The sequence below is a fragment of the Bosea sp. (in: a-proteobacteria) genome (genome assembly GCA_023910605.1).
Classification (GTDB): Bacteria; Pseudomonadota; Alphaproteobacteria; order Rhizobiales; family Beijerinckiaceae; genus Allobosea.
Genome location: JAAVVV010000001.1, coordinates 3,267,781 through 3,286,723 on the forward strand (window position 1 = coordinate 3,267,781; position 18,943 = coordinate 3,286,723).

The 18,943-nt window shown below is 67.9% G+C and carries 20 protein-coding genes and 1 tRNA gene; 9 read left to right on the top strand and 12 right to left on the bottom strand.

Annotated features, from left to right (window positions below; all coding sequences use genetic code 11):
- Nucleotides 1-11: 11 nt before the first annotated feature.
- The 7 genes from fliN to HEQ16_15795 all read right to left on the bottom strand — a co-directional run bounded on the left by fliN (nucleotide 12) and on the right by HEQ16_15795 (nucleotide 5,550).
- Nucleotides 12-353 (bottom strand): flagellar motor switch protein FliN, encoded by a 342-nt coding sequence (gene fliN / locus HEQ16_15765; protein ID MCO4055473.1) that lies wholly within the window; start codon nucleotides 351-353, stop codon nucleotides 12-14.
- Between the two features lie 13 nt (nucleotides 354-366).
- Nucleotides 367-975, bottom strand: coding sequence for a flagellar assembly protein FliH (locus HEQ16_15770; GenBank protein ID MCO4055474.1), 609 nt, complete (start codon nucleotides 973-975; stop codon nucleotides 367-369).
- 11 nt (nucleotides 976-986) lie between these two features.
- Nucleotides 987-2,039 (bottom strand): flagellar motor switch protein FliG, encoded by a 1,053-nt coding sequence (locus tag HEQ16_15775; GenBank protein MCO4055475.1) that lies wholly within the window; start codon nucleotides 2,037-2,039, stop codon nucleotides 987-989.
- 3 nt (nucleotides 2,040-2,042) lie between these two features.
- Nucleotides 2,043-3,704: a flagellar M-ring protein FliF gene (gene fliF / locus HEQ16_15780; protein ID MCO4055476.1), complete on the bottom strand. Its 1,662-nt coding sequence runs from the start codon at nucleotides 3,702-3,704 to the stop codon at nucleotides 2,043-2,045.
- 195 nt (nucleotides 3,705-3,899) lie between these two features.
- Nucleotides 3,900-4,175 carry a DUF1153 domain-containing protein gene (locus HEQ16_15785; GenBank protein ID MCO4055477.1) on the bottom strand — a complete coding sequence of 92 codons (276 nt, stop codon included), beginning with the start codon at nucleotides 4,173-4,175 and terminating at the stop codon, nucleotides 3,900-3,902.
- Nucleotides 4,176-4,335: 160 nt separating this feature from the next.
- On the bottom strand, nucleotides 4,336-5,010 hold the full coding sequence (locus HEQ16_15790) for a flagellar hook assembly protein FlgD (protein ID MCO4055478.1): 675 nt from the start codon (nucleotides 5,008-5,010) through the stop codon (nucleotides 4,336-4,338).
- A gap of 12 nt (nucleotides 5,011-5,022) precedes the next feature.
- On the bottom strand, nucleotides 5,023-5,550 hold the full coding sequence (locus tag HEQ16_15795) for a flagellar hook-length control protein FliK (GenBank protein MCO4055479.1): 528 nt from the start codon (nucleotides 5,548-5,550) through the stop codon (nucleotides 5,023-5,025).
- Between the two features lie 1,417 nt (nucleotides 5,551-6,967).
- Here HEQ16_15795 and mnmA point away from each other — a divergent pair.
- Together mnmA and HEQ16_15805 are read left to right on the top strand one after the other, a co-directional pair.
- Nucleotides 6,968-8,146 carry a tRNA 2-thiouridine(34) synthase MnmA gene (gene mnmA / locus HEQ16_15800; GenBank protein ID MCO4055480.1) on the top strand — a complete coding sequence of 393 codons (1,179 nt, stop codon included), beginning with the start codon at nucleotides 6,968-6,970 and terminating at the stop codon, nucleotides 8,144-8,146.
- A 20-nt stretch (nucleotides 8,147-8,166) separates the two neighbouring features.
- Complete coding sequence (locus HEQ16_15805) at nucleotides 8,167-8,802, top strand: class I SAM-dependent methyltransferase (GenBank protein ID MCO4055481.1); 636 nt, start codon at nucleotides 8,167-8,169, stop codon at nucleotides 8,800-8,802.
- 68 nt (nucleotides 8,803-8,870) lie between these two features.
- Here HEQ16_15805 and HEQ16_15810 read toward each other — a convergent pair.
- Both HEQ16_15810 and HEQ16_15815 read right to left on the bottom strand, forming a co-directional pair.
- Nucleotides 8,871-8,947 (bottom strand) — tRNA-Met (locus tag HEQ16_15810).
- Nucleotides 8,948-9,015: 68 nt separating this feature from the next.
- Nucleotides 9,016-9,261: a hypothetical protein gene (locus HEQ16_15815; protein MCO4055482.1), complete on the bottom strand. Its 246-nt coding sequence runs from the start codon at nucleotides 9,259-9,261 to the stop codon at nucleotides 9,016-9,018.
- A 121-nt stretch (nucleotides 9,262-9,382) separates the two neighbouring features.
- On the opposite strand from HEQ16_15815, the gene HEQ16_15820 reads away from it, so the two are divergent.
- Nucleotides 9,383-9,856: an Lrp/AsnC family transcriptional regulator gene (locus HEQ16_15820; GenBank protein ID MCO4055483.1), complete on the top strand. Its 474-nt coding sequence runs from the start codon at nucleotides 9,383-9,385 to the stop codon at nucleotides 9,854-9,856.
- A gap of 3 nt (nucleotides 9,857-9,859) precedes the next feature.
- Here HEQ16_15820 and pcaD read toward each other — a convergent pair whose 3' ends face one another.
- Together pcaD and HEQ16_15830 are read right to left on the bottom strand one after the other, a co-directional pair.
- Nucleotides 9,860-11,059, bottom strand: a complete 1,200-nt coding sequence (gene pcaD / locus HEQ16_15825) for a 3-oxoadipate enol-lactonase (GenBank protein ID MCO4055484.1) — start codon at nucleotides 11,057-11,059, stop codon at nucleotides 9,860-9,862.
- A 147-nt stretch (nucleotides 11,060-11,206) separates the two neighbouring features.
- Entirely contained in the window at nucleotides 11,207-11,380 is a 174-nt protein-coding gene (locus HEQ16_15830; protein ID MCO4055485.1) for a hypothetical protein, read from the bottom strand.
- A 186-nt stretch (nucleotides 11,381-11,566) separates the two neighbouring features.
- Between HEQ16_15830 and HEQ16_15835 the strand changes: the two genes are divergently transcribed.
- Genes HEQ16_15835 through HEQ16_15850 form a run of 4 tightly spaced genes read left to right on the top strand, consistent with a single transcriptional unit; the run spans nucleotide 11,567 to nucleotide 14,690 of the window.
- Nucleotides 11,567-12,613 carry a GMP reductase gene (locus HEQ16_15835; GenBank protein ID MCO4055486.1) on the top strand — a complete coding sequence of 349 codons (1,047 nt, stop codon included), beginning with the start codon at nucleotides 11,567-11,569 and terminating at the stop codon, nucleotides 12,611-12,613.
- On the top strand, nucleotides 12,613-13,821 hold the full coding sequence (locus tag HEQ16_15840; protein MCO4055487.1) for an FAD-dependent oxidoreductase: 1,209 nt from the start codon (nucleotides 12,613-12,615) through the stop codon (nucleotides 13,819-13,821). The genes HEQ16_15835 and HEQ16_15840 overlap by 1 nt, the downstream gene beginning before the upstream one ends.
- 58 nt (nucleotides 13,822-13,879) lie before the next feature.
- Complete coding sequence (locus HEQ16_15845) at nucleotides 13,880-14,074, top strand: hypothetical protein (GenBank protein MCO4055488.1); 195 nt, start codon at nucleotides 13,880-13,882, stop codon at nucleotides 14,072-14,074.
- 28 nt (nucleotides 14,075-14,102) lie between these two features.
- Entirely contained in the window at nucleotides 14,103-14,690 is a 588-nt protein-coding gene (locus HEQ16_15850; protein MCO4055489.1) for an SCO family protein, read from the top strand.
- Between the two features lie 18 nt (nucleotides 14,691-14,708).
- On the opposite strand, the gene HEQ16_15855 is transcribed toward HEQ16_15850, so the two are convergent.
- Nucleotides 14,709-15,701 (bottom strand): glycosyltransferase family 2 protein, encoded by a 993-nt coding sequence (locus tag HEQ16_15855; GenBank protein MCO4055490.1) that lies wholly within the window; start codon nucleotides 15,699-15,701, stop codon nucleotides 14,709-14,711.
- Nucleotides 15,702-15,897: 196 nt separating this feature from the next.
- Here HEQ16_15855 and HEQ16_15860 point away from each other — a divergent pair, with 196 nt between their 5' ends.
- Nucleotides 15,898-17,088 (top strand): glycosyltransferase, encoded by a 1,191-nt coding sequence (locus HEQ16_15860; protein MCO4055491.1) that lies wholly within the window; start codon nucleotides 15,898-15,900, stop codon nucleotides 17,086-17,088.
- Nucleotides 17,089-17,169: 81 nt separating this feature from the next.
- Nucleotides 17,170-18,930 carry a glycosyltransferase gene (locus HEQ16_15865; protein MCO4055492.1) on the top strand — a complete coding sequence of 587 codons (1,761 nt, stop codon included), beginning with the start codon at nucleotides 17,170-17,172 and terminating at the stop codon, nucleotides 18,928-18,930.
- Nucleotides 18,931-18,943: the final 13 nt, after the last annotated feature.

The window sequence follows — 18,943 nt, forward strand, 5'->3', positions numbered from 1 at the left end:
GCGGCGCGGCTTTAGCGGTCAGCCTTGATGATTTCGGTCATGGTCACGCCGAGCTTGTCCTCGACGATCACCACCTCGCCACGCGCCACGAGGCGATCATTGACGAGAATATCGATGGCTTCCCCCACGCGGCGGTCGAGTTCGAGCACGGCGCCGGGCTGGAGCCTGAGCATGTCGCCGATCGGCATCCGGTGCGAGCCGAGCACGGCCGCGACCGTCACCGGCACATCGAAGACCTGCTCGAGGTCCTCGGCGGTCTTGGTCGCCACGGGTCCCGAGGCGCGGTCGGCGCCCATGGGCATTCCGCCCATTCCGGGGGTCAGGGGAGGCAGCGGCAAGTCGTCTCTGGCCATGGGGAATGGTCCTTCAGCCTGTCAGGGCGTCACATCGCCGGCCGAGCACATGCTCGGCGGCGGCGTTGATGGCGGCGTCGAGCGCGGCGCGGTCGATCACGACCCCGCCATCCGCCCATTCGAAACGGGCGTCGCCCGGCGCGATTTCCGGCTCGCCGAGGATCACGACCTTGCCGGCATAGCCGCTTTCTCGCGCAAGGCGGCCGAAGAGGCGCTCCGCATCCTCAACCGCCGCTTCATTGACGCGAACGGCGAGGTGCGGGGCGCTGCGGGCGTGGATGATGCACTCGCGCGCGGCTTCCTCGATCAGCGCATTGGGCTTCTCGGCGAGCGCCGCGCCCGCGAGTCGACGCGCCATCGTCACGGCGACGGCTGCGGCCGAGGCTTCGATCGATGCGGCGCGCTCGTCCTGGTCGGCGAGCAGGCGCTCGGCCTGCGCCGCGATCACGCCGGCCATGTGGGTCAACGCCGCGCTGGCCTCCGCGCGGGCCGCCTCGCGCCCGGAGGCGAAGCCTTCGGCATGGCCCTGCTCGCGCGCGGCGGCCACGTCAGCCTCGCTCACGCCCCGGCCGTTGGCCACGTTGCGGAAGTCGGTCTCGAAGATGAATTTCGCGGCATTCATGCGGTTATCCATCAGTAGATCAACTCGTCCTCGCCATTGTTCTTGGAAATGACGAGTTCGCCCTTGTCGGCAAGGTCCTTGGCCAGCGCCACCATAATGGCCTGGGCCTCATCGACATCCTTGAGCCTCAGCGGGCCGATGGTCGCCATGTCATCCTGGAGGTTCTTGGCCGCGCGCGTCGACATGCCGGCGAAGTAGAAGGCCCTCGCGGCATCGTTGGCGCCCTTCAGCGCGCGGGCGAGCACATCACGCTCGACCACCCTCATCAGCGTCTGGAGCCCGGCTGAATCGAGCTTCTGCAGATCCTCGAAGGTGAACATCAGCGCGCGGATCTTGCGCGCCGACTCCTTGCTGATCACGTCGAGCGAGGCAAGGAAGCGCGTCTCCGTCTGGCGGTCGAACGAATTGAAGATGACCGCCATCGTCTCGTGCGGGTCCTTGCGCTGGGTCTGCGCCAGCGTCGTCACGAACTCCGAGCGCAAGGTCTCCTCGATGTGGTCGAGCGCCTCCTTCTGCACGTTCTCCATGCGCAGCATGCGCTGCACCACGTCGACAGCGAGGTCCTCGGGAAGCATCCGGAGCACCTGCGCCGCATGGTCGGGCTTGATCTTCGACAGCACCACGGCAACTGTCTGCGGGTATTCGTTCTTCAGGAAGTTGGCGAGCACGGCCGCTTCGATGTTGCCCAGCTTCTGCCACATGTTGCGGCCCGCCGGCCCACGGATTTCCTCCATCATGACCTCGACCTGGTCCTTGGGCAGGATGCGCGACAGCAGCGCCTCGGTCCGGTCATAGGAGCCGGTGACCGCACCGGCATTGGTGAGCCTGGCCACGAAATCGACCATCACCCGCTCGACCGTCTCGGCCTCGACGGTGCCGAGCTCCGTCATCGCGCGCGAGAGTATGCGCATTTCGTGCTCCTCGAGCGCGGACCAGATCGGCCGGCCGAACTCATCGCCCAGCAGGAGCAGGATCACGGCGGCCTTGTGCGGCCCGGGCAGATCCTTGAGCGGCATAGCCGTCGTGACGGCCGGCGTCGTCATGGGTGTGGGCGCGACTGCCATGGATCAGGCCCCGGCCGGCTGTTCATAAAGCCATGAGCGGATCACGGCCACGGAATCGGATGGGTTCTCCTGCACCATGGTTCCGACCTTCTCAACCGACTGCGCCTTGATCTGTCCACTGATCTGGGCAAGCGCGATCATGCGCTCGGATGGGCTGGCATTGGTGGCGGGACCCGTGAGCAGTTGCGGCGAACTGCCGCCGGGGAGAGGCTGCATGCCGTCACGGCCGCCCCCGCCCTCGCCCGAATCCGGACCACCGGGCCTGCGGTCGTTGCTGGGCGCGAGCACCTGCTTGAGCAGCGGGCGCACCACGGTGACCAGCACGATGAGCGTGAGCAGGCTGATGACGCCCAGCTCGATGGCGCGCAGCAGATCATCCTTGGTGAAGGCGAGGAGCTGCTGGAGCATGCCCACTTCCTTCAGCTCGGGCGTCGCGGGCGCCTCAGCGAAGCGCAGATTGACGATCTCCACCTGGTCGCCGCGGTCGCGATCGAAGCCGATGGCGGTGCGGACCAGCGCGCCGATGCGGTCGAGCTCTTCCTGCGTGCGCGGCTGATAGGCGGCCTCGCCCGTGGGCGGCTTCTGGTAGACGCCGTCAACCAGCACCGCCACCGAGAGCCGGCGCAGGCGCCCGCCCTCCAGCACCTCGGTGCGGGTGGTGCGGGAGATCTCGAAGTTGGTGATTTCCTCGTTCTTGTTGTTGGTCTCGCGCGGGCCGGCTCCGCCGCCCTGCCCCTGCGCGCCGGGTAATTCATTGCCGACGCTCACGCCCTGCTCGCGCGACTCGTTGGTGACGCCGCTTTCGGTGCGGCTCTGGGTGGAGCGCGCCACGCGGCTTTCCGGATCGAAGGTTTCCGAGCGGCTTTCGACGCGGTTCATCTCCAGCTGGGCATTGACCTGCACGCGGGAGCGGCCGCTGCCGACCACGCTTGCCACGATCTCCTCGATCTGCGCCTTGAGCCGGCGCTCGATCGCGGTCTGGCGTTCGTCCGCGCCGACGCCCCCGGCCATGGCCTCGCTCTGCGCGCCATCGGCCAGCAGGCGGCCGCCTTCATCGACGATGGAGACGCGCTCAGGCTTCAGCCCCTCCACCGCCGAGGCGACCAGATGGCGGATGGCGCGGATCTGGCCTGGGTCGAGATCGCCCCGCAGCTTGAGCACGATCGAGGCGCGCGGCGGCTCGCGGTCGCGCTCGAACAGCTTGCGCTCGGGCATCACCAGATGCACGCGCGCATTCTGCACCCGCCCGATCGAGCGGATCGTGCGCGTCAGCTCGCCCTCGAGCGCCCTGAGGTGATTGATGTTCTGCACGAAGCTGGTGGACGAGAAGGCGTCGCCCTTGTCGAAGATCTCGTATCCGACGCCGCCGCCAGCCGGCAGGCCTTTGCTGGCCAGCTCCATGCGGATGCGCGGGATATCGTCCTTGGGCGCCAGAATCGTCTGGCCGTCGGCGCGGGTCTGGTAACGGATGTTGCGCGTTTCGAGTTCGCGCACCACCTGCGCCGCATCCTGCAAGGTGAGGTCGCTGTAGAGCAGGCCCATGGTGGGCTGCGAAAAGCGGAAAATGACGTAACCGAAAAAGCCCAGCAGGGCAGCGGTCACCACCAGCATGGCCGCCAGACGGGCTGCTCCGAACTTGCTGAACTGCTCGACGACGCCGTTCACACCTTGCCCCGCACCTGTGGTCCGCCAGCGCAGGATGACATGCATGAGTGCGTCTTCCTGCTGGTAGGCAAGTTTTTCCCGGTTCGTGATTAGCGCAAGGTTAACGACGTAGCGTCAGTTGAAAAAATAATTGCAGCCGGAGCGCATTCGGCGCTCCGGCTGCGATGATGCATGACTGGCATCAAGGGGCGGGTTTTACTGCCGGTAGAGCTGGATGCGCGTGGTGCGCAGGCCGGCCAGACCATGCTGGTCGATGGACAGCTGCCAGCTGAGGAACTCCTCGGTCGTCAGCGTGTAGCGCTGGCAGGCATCCTCGAGGCTGAGAAGCCCGCCGCGCACGGCCGCCACAACCTCGGCCTTGCGGCGGATCACCCAGCGATGGGTCCCCGGCGGGGGCAAATCGGCAATGGTCAACGGGCTCCCATCGGGACCAATGACATATTTAACGCGCGGTCTGAGACCCTCGGTCATTTTACGCTCACACAACTCTACCGACCAATATCCGCAGGAGTGTAAGGCGTCGTGGCTTAAAATTTGGCTAAGGGGGTCCAGCCCGTCCAGATAAGAGGGTTCCATGGCGTTCAACACGCTGTTTTGTGTCGCTGGGTTCATGCGGGGGCGCTTCGGTCCGTCATTGGCGGTTGACCGATTTGACCTTGTCCAGCGGTATCCTCGCCGAACCGATCACCAGCACCGGCGTCTCGCCCGTGAAGTCCACGCTGTCCACGATGCCCGTGACTTCCGACTTCACCGACATGCGGCTATTCTGCGCGTCGAGCGCATCGACCACTATTGTGTAGTCGCCATCCGTGGCCGTCCCGCCCGTCGAGGTGCGTCCGTTCCAGGTGAAGTTCTGCGTCCCCGCGTTAAGCGTCATTTTCTCGGTGGCGACCACGCTGCCCGCCTTGTTCTTGATGGTGATCGTGGCGCTGCCACCCTTCGGGCTGTCGAGACGCCACTGAGCCGAGCCATCCTTCAAGCCGCTGGTCGAGCCGTCCATGGTGACGCGGTTGCCCACGAAGCCCATGGCGTTGGCCGTGGTGGTGGAGCGGCTCATGCTGAGCAGGGATGTCAGCGTCTCGTTCTGCTGGAGCTGCTGCTCGACCTGCGCGAACTGCACGAGCTGCTGCGTGAACTGGTTGGTATCCAGCGGCTCGAGCGGATTCTGGTTCTTCAGCTGCGTCGTGAGCAGATTGAGGAACTGGTTGAAATTGCCGGCGATCTGCGCGCGCGACTTCGAGCTCGTAGCGGTTGCGGTTGCGGCGGCGGATGAAGCGGCGGATTGCGCGGCGGCGACGGTTGTCATGGCCTGTTCTCCTCAGATGGACAGGTCGAGCCCGCCCGCATGGATGCGGCGAAGCAGGGGAGCCGGGGCCTCGATCACGGTCGCGGCCCGTCCGCGACTGTTGTCGGTGTCGGCGCGCTCGGACGTCCCGTCGCGCCGATCCTCACGGCCTTGCTGGCCGGGATCGCGCAAGGTGATGTCGATCCCGCCCTCGCTGGACTTGAGGCCCGCCTGCTCGAAGGCGCGCTCAAGCGTCCGCGCGTCGCGCTGGAGCAGTTGAAGCGTCTCGACCCGGTCCACCACCACCCTTGCTGTCACGGATTTGTCGTCGCCGATCTCGAGCTTGACATCGACCCGGCCAAGCTCCGCCGGATCAAGGCGGATCTGGAATTCCTTGAGCCCTTGCAGTGCCCGCAGCCCGATTTCGACCGGGATCGCGCCCGGCGGCAGGGCCCGGGGCATGACCGGGACCTCCCCCCGCGGCTCGGGCGTCACCACGGCGGGAAGATCGGCGGGCCGCCCTGCAGCCTGCGGCAAGCCCGGATCGGGCCGCACGGCCATCTCTGCACGCTGCGGCTCGATGCGTGCGGCGGCGGCAGTCTGCTCGGTGCTGGCCACGCCTTCGGCGCCGTCCGCAGCGCTGGTTCTTGTGCCCGTCTGGGGTCCGTTGACGGGCGCGGAAACAGGCGCGCCACCGTCTGAAGCAGCCGGGGTTGCGCCCTCGGCGGTCGGCGTCGGCGAGCCGGTCAGGCTGGCGAGCAGGGCGGGCTGCGCCTGCGCGCCCCCCGGAGCGGTCTGTGCGGCGATCACGGATTCCGCAGCCGTCGCCCCGGTCTCGTCTGAAGCAGCCGGGGTTGCGCCCCCGGCGGTCGGCGTCGCCGCGCCGGTCAGGCTGGCGAGCAGGGCGGGCTGCGCCTGCGCGCCCCCCGGAGCGGTCTGTGCGGCGATCACGGATTCCGCAGCCGTCGCCCCGGTCTCGTCTGAAGCAGCCGGGGTTGCGCCCCCGGCGGTCGGCGTCGCCGCGCCGGTCAGGCTGGCGAGCAGGGCGGGCTGCGCCTGCGCGCCCCCCGGAGCGGTCTGTGCGGCGATCACGGCTTCCGCAGCCGTCGCCCCGGTCTCATCGGAGGTCAGCACGTCCTCCGCCTCAGCCGCTATCTGCGCCGCAAGCGCGGCATCCAGCGCGCCGGCGGCCGTGGCCGGCTGGGACTGCGCCGGAACCTGCATTTCGCCTTGCGTTGCAGGCGCTGGATCCTTCGTGCCGTCACCTCCGGCGACAGGAGTTTCAGGCGCATCGGCTGCGCCCGGCCGGTCCGGCCGGCCGACCGCCGCTCCGCGCCCGGGATGATCGTCACGCCCGCGGCCCACTCCGCGCTCGCACGGGCGCTCGGCCCTGGCATCGCGATCAGTCAGGACCGGGCGACCAGGACGATCGGCAGCTTCCGCACGGTCGGGCCTGTCGGGACGCTCCGGCCGCCCTGACCGGTCGAGACTGCGCGGCGCGGGCGAGCCACGCGATGCAGCGCCCTGATCAGGCGCCACGGGGGCTGGCCTGGCCCTGACAGGCTGCATCGCCCCATCGGGCCGTTCCTGCGGCAGCGTGAAGCTCTCGCTTGGCGGCCGCGCAAGGGAGCGCGCCTGAGGGGCTGCGCTCATGCGGGATAGAGCCGGCTCGGGGATCGACAGGGGCTGGGTCACGAACGCGCTCACTATCCAGGACAGATCATCGGAAAGGGAGCAAGGACCGGACCAACGCAGCAGGTGGATCAAGTCATTGAAATCATGGTGACGTGCACCGGCACACACCAGGGCCTTGCGCGGCTGCCCCGGCAGCAAACGCCACGCGGCCGGCAAAATCTGCCTGTCGGAACACGCCTCAAAGCAGCACGCTGGCGCGCGGCCCCTCGCCGTTCTATATGGATCGGGGTGCCGAAGCCCGGCCCGGCCAGCCCGTGGCCTGAACCTTGTTGGAAGGCCAGCCTTGCTCAATTCGCTCGACATCGCCAAGCCGCCGGCCGAAACGCGCGTCGTCGTCGCGATGTCGGGCGGCGTGGATTCCTCGGTGGTGGCAGCGCTTCTGGTTTCGCAGGGCTATGAGGTGATCGGGGTCACCCTTCAGCTTTACGATCACGGGCAGGCCGTTCACCGCGCCGGCTCGTGCTGCGCAGGGCAGGACATTCACGACGCGCGCCGCGTGGCTGAAGCCATCGGCATTCCGCACTACGTGCTCGACTATGAAAGCCGCTTCCGCGACGAGGTGATCGAGCGCTTCGCGGACAGCTATCTGGCAGGCGAGACGCCCATTCCCTGCGTGGACTGCAACCGCACCGTCAAATTCCGTGACCTTCTGGGTCTTGCGCGCGAGCTTGACGCAGACGCCCTCGCCACCGGCCATTATGTGATGTCAAGGTCGGGCGCCGGCGGCCGCCGCGCGCTTCACCGCGCCGCCGACGAGATGCGTGACCAGAGCTATTTCCTCTATGCCACGACGCAGGATCAGCTCGACCTGCTGCGCTTCCCGCTGGGCTCGCTGCCCAAGAGCCGCACGCGCGAGCTGGCTGCCGAACTCGGCCTCGCCATCGCGGACAAGCCCGATAGTCAGGACATCTGCTTCGTGCCCTCCGGGCGCTATGCCGAGGTGATCGAACGGCTCAAGCCCGGCGCGTCGCGCCCGGGCGACATCGTGGACATGGAAGGCCGTGTGCTCGGCCGTCATGATGGCATCCTGCGTTTCACGGTGGGCCAGCGCAAGGGCATCGGCATCGCCGCGAGCGAGGCGCTCTATGTGGTGCGGCTCGATGCGGAACTCGCCCATGTCGTGGTCGGCCCGCGTTCTGCGCTGGCCACGCGGCTGGTGCGTGTCCGTGATCTCAACTGGCTCGGCGATGCCGCCCTGGACGCCCTGCCGGCCGAAGGGCTTGAAGTCGCCGCGCGCGTGCGCTCCACCCGTGCGCCCAAGCCCGCCTTGCTGCGCTTCGTCGATGGCGAGCATGTGGTGGAGCTTCTCGACGCGGAGGAAGGCGTGGCGCCCGGCCAGGCCTGCGTGTTCTATGACAGCGCGGCGCCCGATGCCCGCGTGCTCGGCGGCGGCATCATCCGCGCCGCACGACCCCAGGCACGGCCTGCGCCGCTGCCGGCTGGCCTCGCTGCCAGCGCCTGATGCAGCCACCGGAAACAGCCATGTCCGTGACCTATGACCTTGACGGCCAGAAGAAGGTCTACCGCATCTGGGCGAAGTTCTACGACAAGGTCTATGCGCGCATGCTTGCCCGCGCCCAGCGAGAGGCCGTCGAGGCCGCCGTGCGCTGCGGCCGCGACATTCTCGAGATCGGCGTCGGCACGGGCCTGACCCTCCCCTATTTCCCCCCCGACAAGCGGGTTGTGGGTGTGGACCTGTCGGAGGACATGCTGCAGGTTGCAGGGCGCAAGGTGCGTGAACGCGGCCTTGGCGCCGTCACCGGGCTCAGCGTGATGGATGCCTGCCGGCTCGGCTTCCCCAATGAGAGCTTCGATGCCGTCACGGCCCAGTTCGTGATCACGCTCGTGCCCAGCCCGGAGCAGGCGCTGGCCGAAATGGACCGCGTGCTGCGCCCTGGCGGAGAGATCGTGATTTCCAGCCGCCTGGTGGATTCGGAAGGCGCCGGCGCCGCCTTCTGGTCCGCCGTCGCTCCGATCGCCAAGGCTGTCGGCTGGAGCAGCGACTTCAAGGTCAACCGCCTGACCGGCTGGGCCGCCGCCACCGGCCGCTACGAGACGGTTCATGTCGGGCGCGGCTATTTCAAGGTGGTGCGGCTGAGGAAGCTGCGCAGCGCTTGAGCCGCGCGCGCAGGGCGAATTGAACACGCGCGGCGTGGCCAATCTGAAGGGGCATCGCTGTGAAAGAATGGTAGCAGTGACCAGACTTGAACTGGTGACCTACGGGTTATGAATCCGTCGCTCTAACCAACTGAGCTACACTGCTGCCGCCGGTGCGTATAGCCAGCCGGCGCGGGGGTTTCAACCCCATTCGCGCGAGCCCCGCAACAATGCTCACTCGGCTGGTTCGATGGCGCGGGCACCCTTGATCGGGGCGGTGGCCCCGCGCCGCGTCATGTCGGAATACATGGACTTGATCGCGTTGCTCGCCGTCTTCTCGAAAAGGAATGGCAGGAAGGCATGCACGAACGCCGCTCCGGCCGCCAGGAACAGGCGGCCCGAATAGCGCAGAGCGACAAGGAAATGCGCGCCGAAGCTCTCGCCGACGGCTTCGGGGTGGCGCGTGAACAGGTTGGGCATGACGATCCTCCGCATGACCGCGCCAATCTAGCGCGCCAGCCACGCCGGCATATCCCAAAAACCTGCATACAGCCGGCAATATCAGGGATAATGTCTTGAGAGATCAGGCAATCGGCAAACCATGTCCCACAAGATCGATGCAATCGATAAACGCATCCTGCGCGAACTCCAGCGTGACGCCACCCTGGCGCTGGACGCCTTGAGCGAACGGGTCGCCCTTTCACGCAATGCCTGCTGGAGGCGGATTCAGGCGCTGGACGCGGCAGGCGTCATCAGGGGCCGCGTGGCGATGCTCGAGCCGGCCGCGCTCAATCTCGCCCTGTCGGTCTTCATCGTCGTGCGCACGGGCCGGCACAGCGCGGACTGGGCGACCGCGTTCCGTGCGGCCCTCGCCGAGATTCCCGAGATCACCGGCGCCTACCGCACGGCCGGCGACATAGACTACATCCTGCGCGCCCGCGTGCCGGATGTCGCGGCCTATGATCGGCTCTATCAGCGCCTCATCGCACGGATCGACATGGTGGATGTCTCCGCCAGCTTCGTGATGGAGGAGATCAAGGACACGCACGAGCTGCCGCTGGACTACATGCGCTGAAGCTCAGCCTTCGATCGCGTCGAGCTCGTCGCCCAGGACGTCTCGCACCCAGCGAAAGGCATTGTTGGCGGCCGGCACGCCAATATACACCGCTGCCTGGATCATCGCGCTACGCAGCTCCGCCAGCGTCACGCCATTGTGCAGCGCCGGGCGCAGATGAAGCTTGAACTCCTCTTCCCGGTTGAGCGCGATCATCGTCTGCAGCGTCAGCAGCGAGCGCGTTTTCCACGACAGGCTCGGGTCGCCCCACACCTCGCCCCAGGCTTCGCGCATGATGAATTCCTGCCAGGGGCGCGCGAAGGGCCCCGCCTTGGCCAGAGACCGCTCGACATGGTCTGCGCCCAGCACAGCCTTGCGGTTCGCCAGCCCCTCCTCAAGCCGGGCCGGACGGCTGGAGGCCGCGCCGAGCCGGGCGCGGTTCCTGTCGAGCCAGGCCATCAACTGCGCGGTCACGGCCTCCGGCTGCTCAAGGTTCATGATGTGCGCCGCCGGGCTCAGGCGGATCAGGCCAGCCCCCGAAATGGCTGCACGGATTTCGTCCTGAAGCTCAGGCGGCGAAGCCGGGTCATCCGCGCCCGAAAACACCATGGTTGGCACGTCGAGTTGATGCAGCCCCTCGATCAGGTCGAGATCGCGGATGGCGTCGCAGCAGGCTGCGTAGCCCTCCCGGGGGGTCGACAGCATCATGGCGCGCGCCTGCCCGAACACATCCGGCTTCATCGCTGCGAAGCCCGGCGTGAACCATCGTCCGAGGATCATGTCACCGATCGCCTCGACGCCGCCGGCCCGCACCCTGGCTGCGCGATCGACCCAGGCGGGCGGCGAGGCGGCGCGCGCGAAGGTGGCCATCGGCGTCAGCGACGCCACGAGGTCGGGCCGGGCGATGGCCAGGGCCATCCCTGTCATGCCACCGAGCGAGAGCCCGACCACATGCACGGGTGTGCGGCCGAAGACATGCTCGACAAGGGCGGCAAGGTCAGCGGCAAGGTCGGCGATGCCGAACGGCTTGGTCGCCACAGGCGAGCCCCCATGGCCGCGCGTGTCATAGCTCAGGCAGCGGAAGCGCCCGGCCATGGCGGCGATCTGCGGCGCCCACATCGCACGGGTCGTGCCCAGCGAATTGGAGAACACGACCGGCGGCGCGCCCGCCGGGCCGCGCACGTCGTAGTCCAGCGTGACGCCGTTGATCTCGACCTGCGGCATGGGCAAACCTTCTCATGGATGCGCGGCTGTCGTCCGGGTCAGGGCGCCGCCTGCGTGGTTGGGTGTACGCACTCTGGCGGCAAGCCGAACCAGGAGCAAGGCCGCGCGACGAGCGCAGGCCAAGGCCGGCGATGGCCGGAAGAGAGCCTATTTGCCGGCGCCGCTCACCAGATGGCCCGAGATCGCTTCTGCCAGCGCCTCGGCATGCTGAAGGTTGTCCGGACTCGACGCCATGACAGCTGCGATCACTGCCTCGACGACCAGCAACGCCGCGCTGCTCGAACTCGACAGCACCGGATGGTTGGCCTGCGCCAGCAGCACGATTCCTGACAGGGCGGTCAGCGGCGAGGCATGAGAATCCGTGATCGCGATGATGCGCGCGCCAACAAGGGGCTTTTTGAGCGCTGCAAATCTGGATATAGCTTGCAAAAGACAAGCCCCGCGCTGGCCAGTTGCGGGGCGTTTTCTTGAGGTCGCCAACTGCGGCCGCCACGCAACGGGCCCGCCATGCGCATCGAGAATGATCCGAAACTCGACTTCAAGGACGTGCTGATCCGACCCAAGCGCTCCACGCTGGGCAGCCGCTCGGAAGTGGACGTCAACCGCACCTTCCGCTTCCTGCACACCGGCACGGACTGGACCGGTTTTCCGCTGATCGCCGCCAACATGGACGTGACCGGCACGATCCCCATGGCCCGCGCGCTGAAGCGCTTCGGGGCGATGGTGGCGCTGCACAAGCACTATCCGGTGGAGGCTCTGGTCGAGTTCTTCGGAACCGAGGATGCGTCGAACAGCTTCTACACGCTCGGCATCGCAGAGGCTGACCACGACAAGTTCAAGGCCGTGAAGAACAAGGTCCCGGTGCGCAAGATCTGCATCGACGTCGCCAATGGCTACACCGAGGCCTTCCTCAAGACGATCGAGCGCACCCGCCGCGAGAACCCCGATTCCGTCATCATGGCAGGCAATGTCGTCACCGGCGACATGACCGAAGCCCTGCTGCTGGCGGGGGCGGACATCGTGAAGGTCGGCATCGGGCCCGGCTCGGTCTGCACAACGCGGAAGATGACGGGCGTTGGCTATCCCCAGCTCTCCGCCATCATCGAATGCTCCGATGCCGCGCACGGGCTCAAGGGCCAGGTCTGCGGCGATGGCGGCCTCACCGTGCCGGGCGACGTGGCCAAGGCCTATGGCGGCGGCGCCGATTTCGTCATGATGGGCGGCATGCTCTCCGGCCATGACGAATGCGAGGGCGAGATCATCCACGAGCAGCGCGACGGCAGGAAAGTGCCCGTGCGCATGCAGTTCTACGGCATGTCCTCGGACACGGCGATGAAGAAATATGCTGGCGGCGTCGCCAAGTATCGCGCCTCAGAGGGCAAGACAGTCGAGGTTCCCTATCGCGGCAAGGTCGACGGCACGATGCAGGAGATCATGGGCGGCGTGCGCTCCATGATGACCTACATCGGCGCGGTCAAGCTCAAGGAGGTGCCCAAGCGCACCACCTTCATCATGGTCGGCAGCCAGCTCAACACGGTGTTCGGAAACGGCTGATGAGCGGGACTGTCATCGTCGGCGCGGGCCAGGCCGGGGTGCAGGTCGCCGCGGAGCTGCGCGCCGCCGGCTACGCGCCGCCGATCACGCTGGTCGGCGCGGAAACCGCCCTGCCCTACCACCGCCCGCCTCTCTCGAAGGCCTATCTCACAGGCGAGAAGAGCTTGGATGCCCTGCAGATGCGCGGGGCGGCCTTCTATGTCGAGCAGCACATCACGCTCATGCAGGGCGTTGCGGCCGCTGCCATCGATGCCGGCGCGCGACGCGTCATTCTCGAGGACGGCTCCGCGCTGGCCTATGATCATCTTGTTCTGGCGACAGGTGCCTCGCCCCGCCCGCTGACCTGCCCAGGCCATGATCTGGAGGGCGTGCTCGCCCTGCGCGGGCTTGCCGATGCCGACGCGCTCAAGACAAGGCTCACGAGCGCGCGCAGCCTCGTCGTGGTGGGCGGCGGCTTCATCGGCCTTGAAGCTGCCGCCAGCGCGCGCAAGCTTGGCAAGGATGTCGCGCTGCTTGAGATGCAGGACCGGCTGATGGCGCGCGCGGTCGGCCCTGACCTCTCGAGGCATTTCGCCGAAACCCATGCGGCCCATGGCGTCAGCCTGCATTTCGGCGAAGGCGCGGCCGAGATCATCGGGCAGGGCGGCAGGGTCGTTGCTGTCCGCACCACGGCGGGCCGTGAGTTGCCGGCCGACATCGTGCTGGCGGGGATCGGCGTGAACCCGAACATCGAGCTTGCCCGCGCCGCCGGCCTCGCCACGGGCAACGGCATCGTGGTCGACACGGGCCAGCGCACCTCCGAACCGTCGATCCTGGCGCTCGGCGATGTCTGCGCCTTCCCGGAGCCCCGGGGCCACGGCCATATCCGGCTCGAATCCGTGCAGAACGCCGTGGATCAGGCCAAGATCGTCGCGGCCTCCATCCTCGGACGGCCGGCACGCTATGAGGCGGTGCCCTGGTTCTGGAGCGACCAGTATGACCTCAAGCTTCAGATGGTGGGCCTGTCCCATGGCCATGACGCCGCCGAGGAGCGCGGCAGCCGGGCCGGGAACCGCTTCTCGATCTTTTACTTCAAGGCCGGCCGCCTGATCGCGATCGACAGCGTCAATCGCCCTGCCGACCACATGCGCGGGCGCAAGCTGCTCGCGCCCGGCGCGGCCCCGCTCGCACGGGCCGATCTCGACGGCGCCTTCCCTCAGCGGGCCTGATGCGCGCCGCGACATTGGCGCCCTTTCGCCGGCCGCGCGGAACGCCTATCTTGATGGCATGAGCGAGCTGACCGGCCACGATCTGTCCCCGCAGAAGCTGCCCGCGCCGTCTGCGCAGGCCTCGTCCGCTTCGCGCTGGCTCCTGGCCGGCACGGCCGCGACCTTTCTGGGCGCAGGGGCGCTGCTCTGGGTCCGGGAGGGCGAGCGTCTCTTCACCGACGGGCTGATCGCCGCGATCGCGCGCTGCTTCTGATCGCGCGCGCCGCACCACCGAGGTTCCGATGGACAAGCGCGCCCTCATCCTTCCCGCCGCCGCCTTTCTGTTTGGCCTGGTGTCGCTCGGCCTTGCCGCCCTGTGGACCTTCGCGCCGACGCCCGAGGCGACGCGGGCCAGTTCGGTCGGCGGCCCCTTCGATCTGACCGCGATGGACGGTCGCCGCATCAGCAGCCGCCAGTTTCAGGGCGCGCCGCTGCTCGTCTTCTTCGGCTTCACGCATTGCCCGGATGTGTGCCCCACCAAGCTGATGGAGCTGTCCGAAGTCTTCCGCGCCGCGGGCGATCGGGCTGGCAACACCCGCGCGCTGTTCATCACCGTGGATCCGGCCCGCGACACGCCCGAACTGTTGAAGAACTATCTCGGCAGCTTCGATCCGCGCATCATCGGGCTGACCGGCACACAGGAGGAGATCGACGCCGTGGTCAAGGCCTTCCGCGCCTATGCGCGCAAGGTGCCGACCGCGAGCGGCGACTACACCATGGACCATACCGCCATCATCTATCTGATGGACAAGAAGGGCCAGTTCGTCGGCAGCTTCAATCTGGAACGCCCGCCCGCCGAGGCAGCCCGGGACCTGCTGCGTCATCTCTGACGAAACGGGCGCACGCCGTCAGTTCGCCTCGGGTGCGCGATACTGCTCGATGTTGAGCCCGAATTCGGCGCCGATGCGGCCCAGCGCCACCTGCAGGTGATAGAGCGCGATCAGGGGCGATCCCGTCCGCGCAAGATCGGCCACGCCCCTGAGCGGAGAGGCGGCCAGCAGCGCCAGCGACTTGAGCGCCGTGCGCGCGCGCCCTGCCGGCGACGGGTCGGCCTTGTGCGCGATGAGCGCCGAGATCATGCCGTTGCGCAACGCCCGGGCGTGGATCCAGGAGAACTCCGTGCGCCGGGCCGGAATGGTCTCGTGCATCAGCGCCGCCTCGGTCCAGTAAAAGCGCAGACCGGCGGCGCGTCCCCGCGTGAAGAAATCGGTGTCCCCGCCGCCCTTGTAGTCGAAGGCCTCGTCCAGATAGGGATAGCCCATGCGATCGAGCACCTCGGCGCGGATGAGATAGTTCGCGCTCGAGAAAAGCTGCGGGACCGGGCCATCCGCGCTGTAATGCGAGCGGAACACCGGGTGGCGGGCCAGATGTCTGAAGCGCTGATGGCTGAACACCGGCCTGACCGGCCCGCCGACAACATCCGCCTGATGAGCCTCCGCCGCCCCGACGAGCCCCTGGAGCCAGCCCTGCGCGGCCTCCTCGTCATCGTCGATGCCGCAGATGAACCGCGTATCCGGCATGGTCTCGCGCACAAAGCGCCAGGCGGCATTGTAGGCCTTGCAGTTTCCCTGCCTCGGCTGGACCAGTGCGGCGCCCGGGAAGACGCCGTCGGCAAGCATCCGGGCGGCGATCCGAGAGCCTTCGCGGCCCTGTCCGTCATTGTCCACGACGACGATGGCGAAGGGCGCGGCGCGTTCGAGCCGTTGCGCTGCGAGCGAACCGAGCGTGCGCCTGAGCAGTTCGGGCCGCTTGTAGGTCGGCACGCACACGACGCTCGGCACATTCATGCGCTGAAGGCCGTCGCTCGTCGCGATGAGGACAGCGCCTGTGTTCAATTCCATCGATCGGGCCCGTTTGCGCGCGTCTGGCCGGCAAGCATGGCAGCTTCCCCTTAAGCTTTCCTGATGCCGTCCCTGACTCGCACTGTGGTGGCTTGGGCGGCTGTTTACGATGGAGCGGCCTTGTTTCTTGACCCGTGCCGGCAAATGCAGTCCAGATCGCGGCCGATCGGCCGCGGCGCCGGCCCGGAGCCTTGCCTTGAAGCTCGCATTCATCACCTCACTGGCTCCTACTGAGGCGCCCGACACCGGCTTCGAGATCGCCAACGCCGCCATCATCGCGGCCTTGCGCGCCGCAGGGCACCACCTCACCATCTTTGCCTTCGCCAGGCCGGAGGACCGCGTGCGCGCCGATCCTGATCTGGTGCTGATCCGGCGCATGGTGATCGAGAACAGCGCCGCTGGCCCCGCCCGCAAGGCCAAGTGGCTGGCTGCGGCGCTATTGCGCGGCATTCCCTTCGCCGCTGCCAAGCTCTGGCTCGCCGGACGGACGCGCCTGCTCGACGAGATCGACGCGCGCGGCCCGTTCGACGCGCTGGTCCTCAACGGCGTGATGATGCCCGGCGCCTTTCCCGACATGACCAGCCGGGCGCCCGCCCTTCTGATCGCACACAACATCGAGCACGCTTCCGCCCGTCAGAACGCAGACCATGCCGGCAATGCCCTGATGCGCTGGCTCTTCGCGCGCGAGAGTCGCCTGCTGGAAGCGCTCGAGAGCGGCCTTGCGCGCGACTGCGCCGCCATATGGTGCCTTGCCGACGAGGACCGCCAGGCGCTGGCGCGGCTTGCAGGCCCCGATGCGCTCGCGCGTTGCGCGGTGCTGCCGCTGGTTTCTGGCGGCGGCCGGAAGCTCGAGCCTGTCGCCCATCCGCGCCATGATGTGGGGTTGATCGGCACCTGGACCTGGGAGCCCAACCTGATCGGGCTGCGCTGGTTTTTGCGGGAGGTCGCGCCGCGTCTGCCTGCTGATTGCACCATCGCCGTGGCAGGGCGGATTCCGGCCGGCGTCGAGCCCCCCCCTAATGTGGCGATGGTCGGGCGCGTGCCTGACGCCGACGCCTTCCTCGCCGATTGCGCCGTGGTGGCGCTGGCGAGCCGCGCCGGAACCGGCGTCCAGCTCAAGACCATCGAGACCCTGCAGCTTGGCCTGCCTGCTGTCGCCACCAGCCTGTCCTTCCGCGGACTGAGCGCGCCGCCCGTCAATGTCCGCATCGCGGACGAGCCCGCAGCCTTCGCTAAAGCTCTCGCAGAGCACGTGGCCGCAGTCCGCAGCGGGGCCATCACCCGCCTCGATGGCGCAAGCTTCATGCATGCCCAGCAGGCCGAGCTGACGCGGGCCATCGCAGCCGGACTGGGCGCGCTCGAGCGCAAGCCGCCATCGGCAGCCTGATGCGTCGTCACAAGGTGGCTCGACAGCAGCCCCGCCCTGCGTCGTAATGAAGAGGGCTGGTTGGGGGCGTTTGCGTTTCAGATGAATCAGGACAAGGAAGGTGCCGATCACGATCCGGCCGCCGCCGCTTCGCTGAGCGACCGCGCCGCTGCCCGCGAGGCGCGCGCCTTCGCGCTCCGCCATGGCCTCGCCTTCAGCGAGCAGCCGCTGCGGCCGGCCTCCGGTCTGGCCTTCCAGCACGCCATCGCCGCCGGCATCGCGCCGCTCGATGAGACTGGCCGCTACAGGCTGGCCCTGGCCCCCGGGCCGGCGGAGTCCGGGGCGCTGGCGCAGCACGATCTCTCGAACCGGCCGGACATCGTGGTCATGCCCCGGCCAACCTTCAGGCGGATGCTGCGCCGCCATGCCCGGGAGCAGATCGTGCACCATGCGTCGCACCATCTCGCGGAAATCCGGCCGGACCTCAGCGCGCGCGCCGGGTTGAACCTGCGACAGGCGCTGGCTCTGGCGGCTCTCGCCATGGCGCTGCTGGCCTCGGCGCAGCTTTCGGGCACGGCCGCGTTCCTGCTGCTGGCCTTCTTCACAACGCCGGTATTCGCTTCGCTTCTGGTGCTCAGGCTCGGCGCCATGATCGACGCATGGACGCCGGCAGCCGCGCCGGCGACGCCACTGCCCGACGCGGAGCTGCCGCTCTACACGCTCCTTGTGCCGCTCTACCGCGAGGCTGCCGTCCTTGATCGGCTGATCGAGGCCCTGCTCGGCCTCGACTATCCCGCGGATAAGCTCGACATCAAGATCATCATTGAGGAATGCGACGGCCAGACCCGGGAGGCGTTGGCGGCGCGCCTGCTGCCGGCGCACATCGACGTGCTCGTCGCGCCGGACGGCTTGCCCCGCACCAAGCCGCGCGCCCTCAACATCGGCTTGATCGAAGCCAGGGGAGAGTTGCTCGCCATCTTTGACGCAGAGGACCGACCCGACCCGCGCCAGCTCAGGGTGGCGGCGAACCTGTTCAGGCGCCTGCCTCGCCGCGTCGCCTGCCTGCAGGGGCGCCTCGTCATCGAGAACGTCGACGACAGCTGGCTCACACGGTTCTTCGCGCTTGAATACGCCGCGCTCTTCGATGTGGTGAACAGCGGGCTGATGCGCAGCGGCCTGCCCGTGCTGCTGGGCGGAACCAGCAATCACTTCCGCACCCGCGTGCTCAGGGCCGTTGGCGGATGGGACGCGTGGAATGTGACGGAGGATGCGGACCTCGCCTTCCGGCTGATCCGCTCGGGCTACCGCATGGCGGATCTCCCTTCAGCCACCTATGAGGAGGCTCCGCCCGCCCTGCGTCCGTGGTTCAGCCAGCGCGTTCGCTGGATGAAGGGCTTCATGCAGACCCTCATCACCCATACCCGCACGCCGCTGCGTTTCCTGCATGAGGCAGGTGCGCCGCAGGGCCTCACTCTGGCCTCGCTCTGCGCGGGAACGCTGCTCAGCGTGCTGAGCTATCCGCTCTTCATCATCGGCTTTGCGCTGTCCTATCTCACCCATGGCGCGGCATTGCCGGACACGGCGATCGAGGCCGTGGCCACAGGCATCTGGGTCACGCTGCTGGCGGGCGGGCTCGTGGCGCTGGTTGCCCCGGCCATAGTGGGCGTGCGCCATCGTGGCCTCACGGATCTGCTGTGGTGCACCCCGCTCATGCCACTGTACTGCCTGCTCATCTCGGCGGCCGCCTGGTCAGCGCTGGCCGAATATGTCCGCGCGCCGACCCGCTGGAACAAGACCGAGCACGGGTTGGCGCGAAGCTCGCGCTACCGCAGGCAGGCCCCTTCCGAAGAGGCTCCGTCCTGACCGCCTGGATCGG

Coding starts and splice junctions, on each gene's coding strand:
- HEQ16_15795 (MCO4055479.1), bottom strand. CDS start 5,550: ATGGCCGTGCGGCCCGATCCGGGCTTGCCGCAGGCTGCAGGGCGGCCC.
- HEQ16_15855 (MCO4055490.1), bottom strand. CDS start 15,701: ATGGAATTGAACACAGGCGCTGTCCTCATCGCGACGAGCGACGGCCTT.
- HEQ16_15770 (MCO4055474.1), bottom strand. CDS start 975: ATGAATGCCGCGAAATTCATCTTCGAGACCGACTTCCGCAACGTGGCC.
- HEQ16_15815 (MCO4055482.1), bottom strand. CDS start 9,261: ATGCCCAACCTGTTCACGCGCCACCCCGAAGCCGTCGGCGAGAGCTTC.
- fliN (MCO4055473.1), bottom strand. CDS start 353: ATGGCCAGAGACGACTTGCCGCTGCCTCCCCTGACCCCCGGAATGGGC.
- HEQ16_15820 (MCO4055483.1), top strand. CDS start 9,383: ATGTCCCACAAGATCGATGCAATCGATAAACGCATCCTGCGCGAACTC.
- HEQ16_15775 (MCO4055475.1), bottom strand. CDS start 2,039: ATGGCAGTCGCGCCCACACCCATGACGACGCCGGCCGTCACGACGGCT.
- HEQ16_15785 (MCO4055477.1), bottom strand. CDS start 4,175: ATGACCGAGGGTCTCAGACCGCGCGTTAAATATGTCATTGGTCCCGAT.
- HEQ16_15805 (MCO4055481.1), top strand. CDS start 8,167: ATGTCCGTGACCTATGACCTTGACGGCCAGAAGAAGGTCTACCGCATC.
- HEQ16_15865 (MCO4055492.1), top strand. CDS start 17,170: ATGAATCAGGACAAGGAAGGTGCCGATCACGATCCGGCCGCCGCCGCT.
- HEQ16_15840 (MCO4055487.1), top strand. CDS start 12,613: ATGAGCGGGACTGTCATCGTCGGCGCGGGCCAGGCCGGGGTGCAGGTC.
- HEQ16_15835 (MCO4055486.1), top strand. CDS start 11,567: ATGCGCATCGAGAATGATCCGAAACTCGACTTCAAGGACGTGCTGATC.
- HEQ16_15850 (MCO4055489.1), top strand. CDS start 14,103: ATGGACAAGCGCGCCCTCATCCTTCCCGCCGCCGCCTTTCTGTTTGGC.
- HEQ16_15790 (MCO4055478.1), bottom strand. CDS start 5,010: ATGACAACCGTCGCCGCCGCGCAATCCGCCGCTTCATCCGCCGCCGCA.
- pcaD (MCO4055484.1), bottom strand. CDS start 11,059: ATGCCGCAGGTCGAGATCAACGGCGTCACGCTGGACTACGACGTGCGC.
- HEQ16_15845 (MCO4055488.1), top strand. CDS start 13,880: ATGAGCGAGCTGACCGGCCACGATCTGTCCCCGCAGAAGCTGCCCGCG.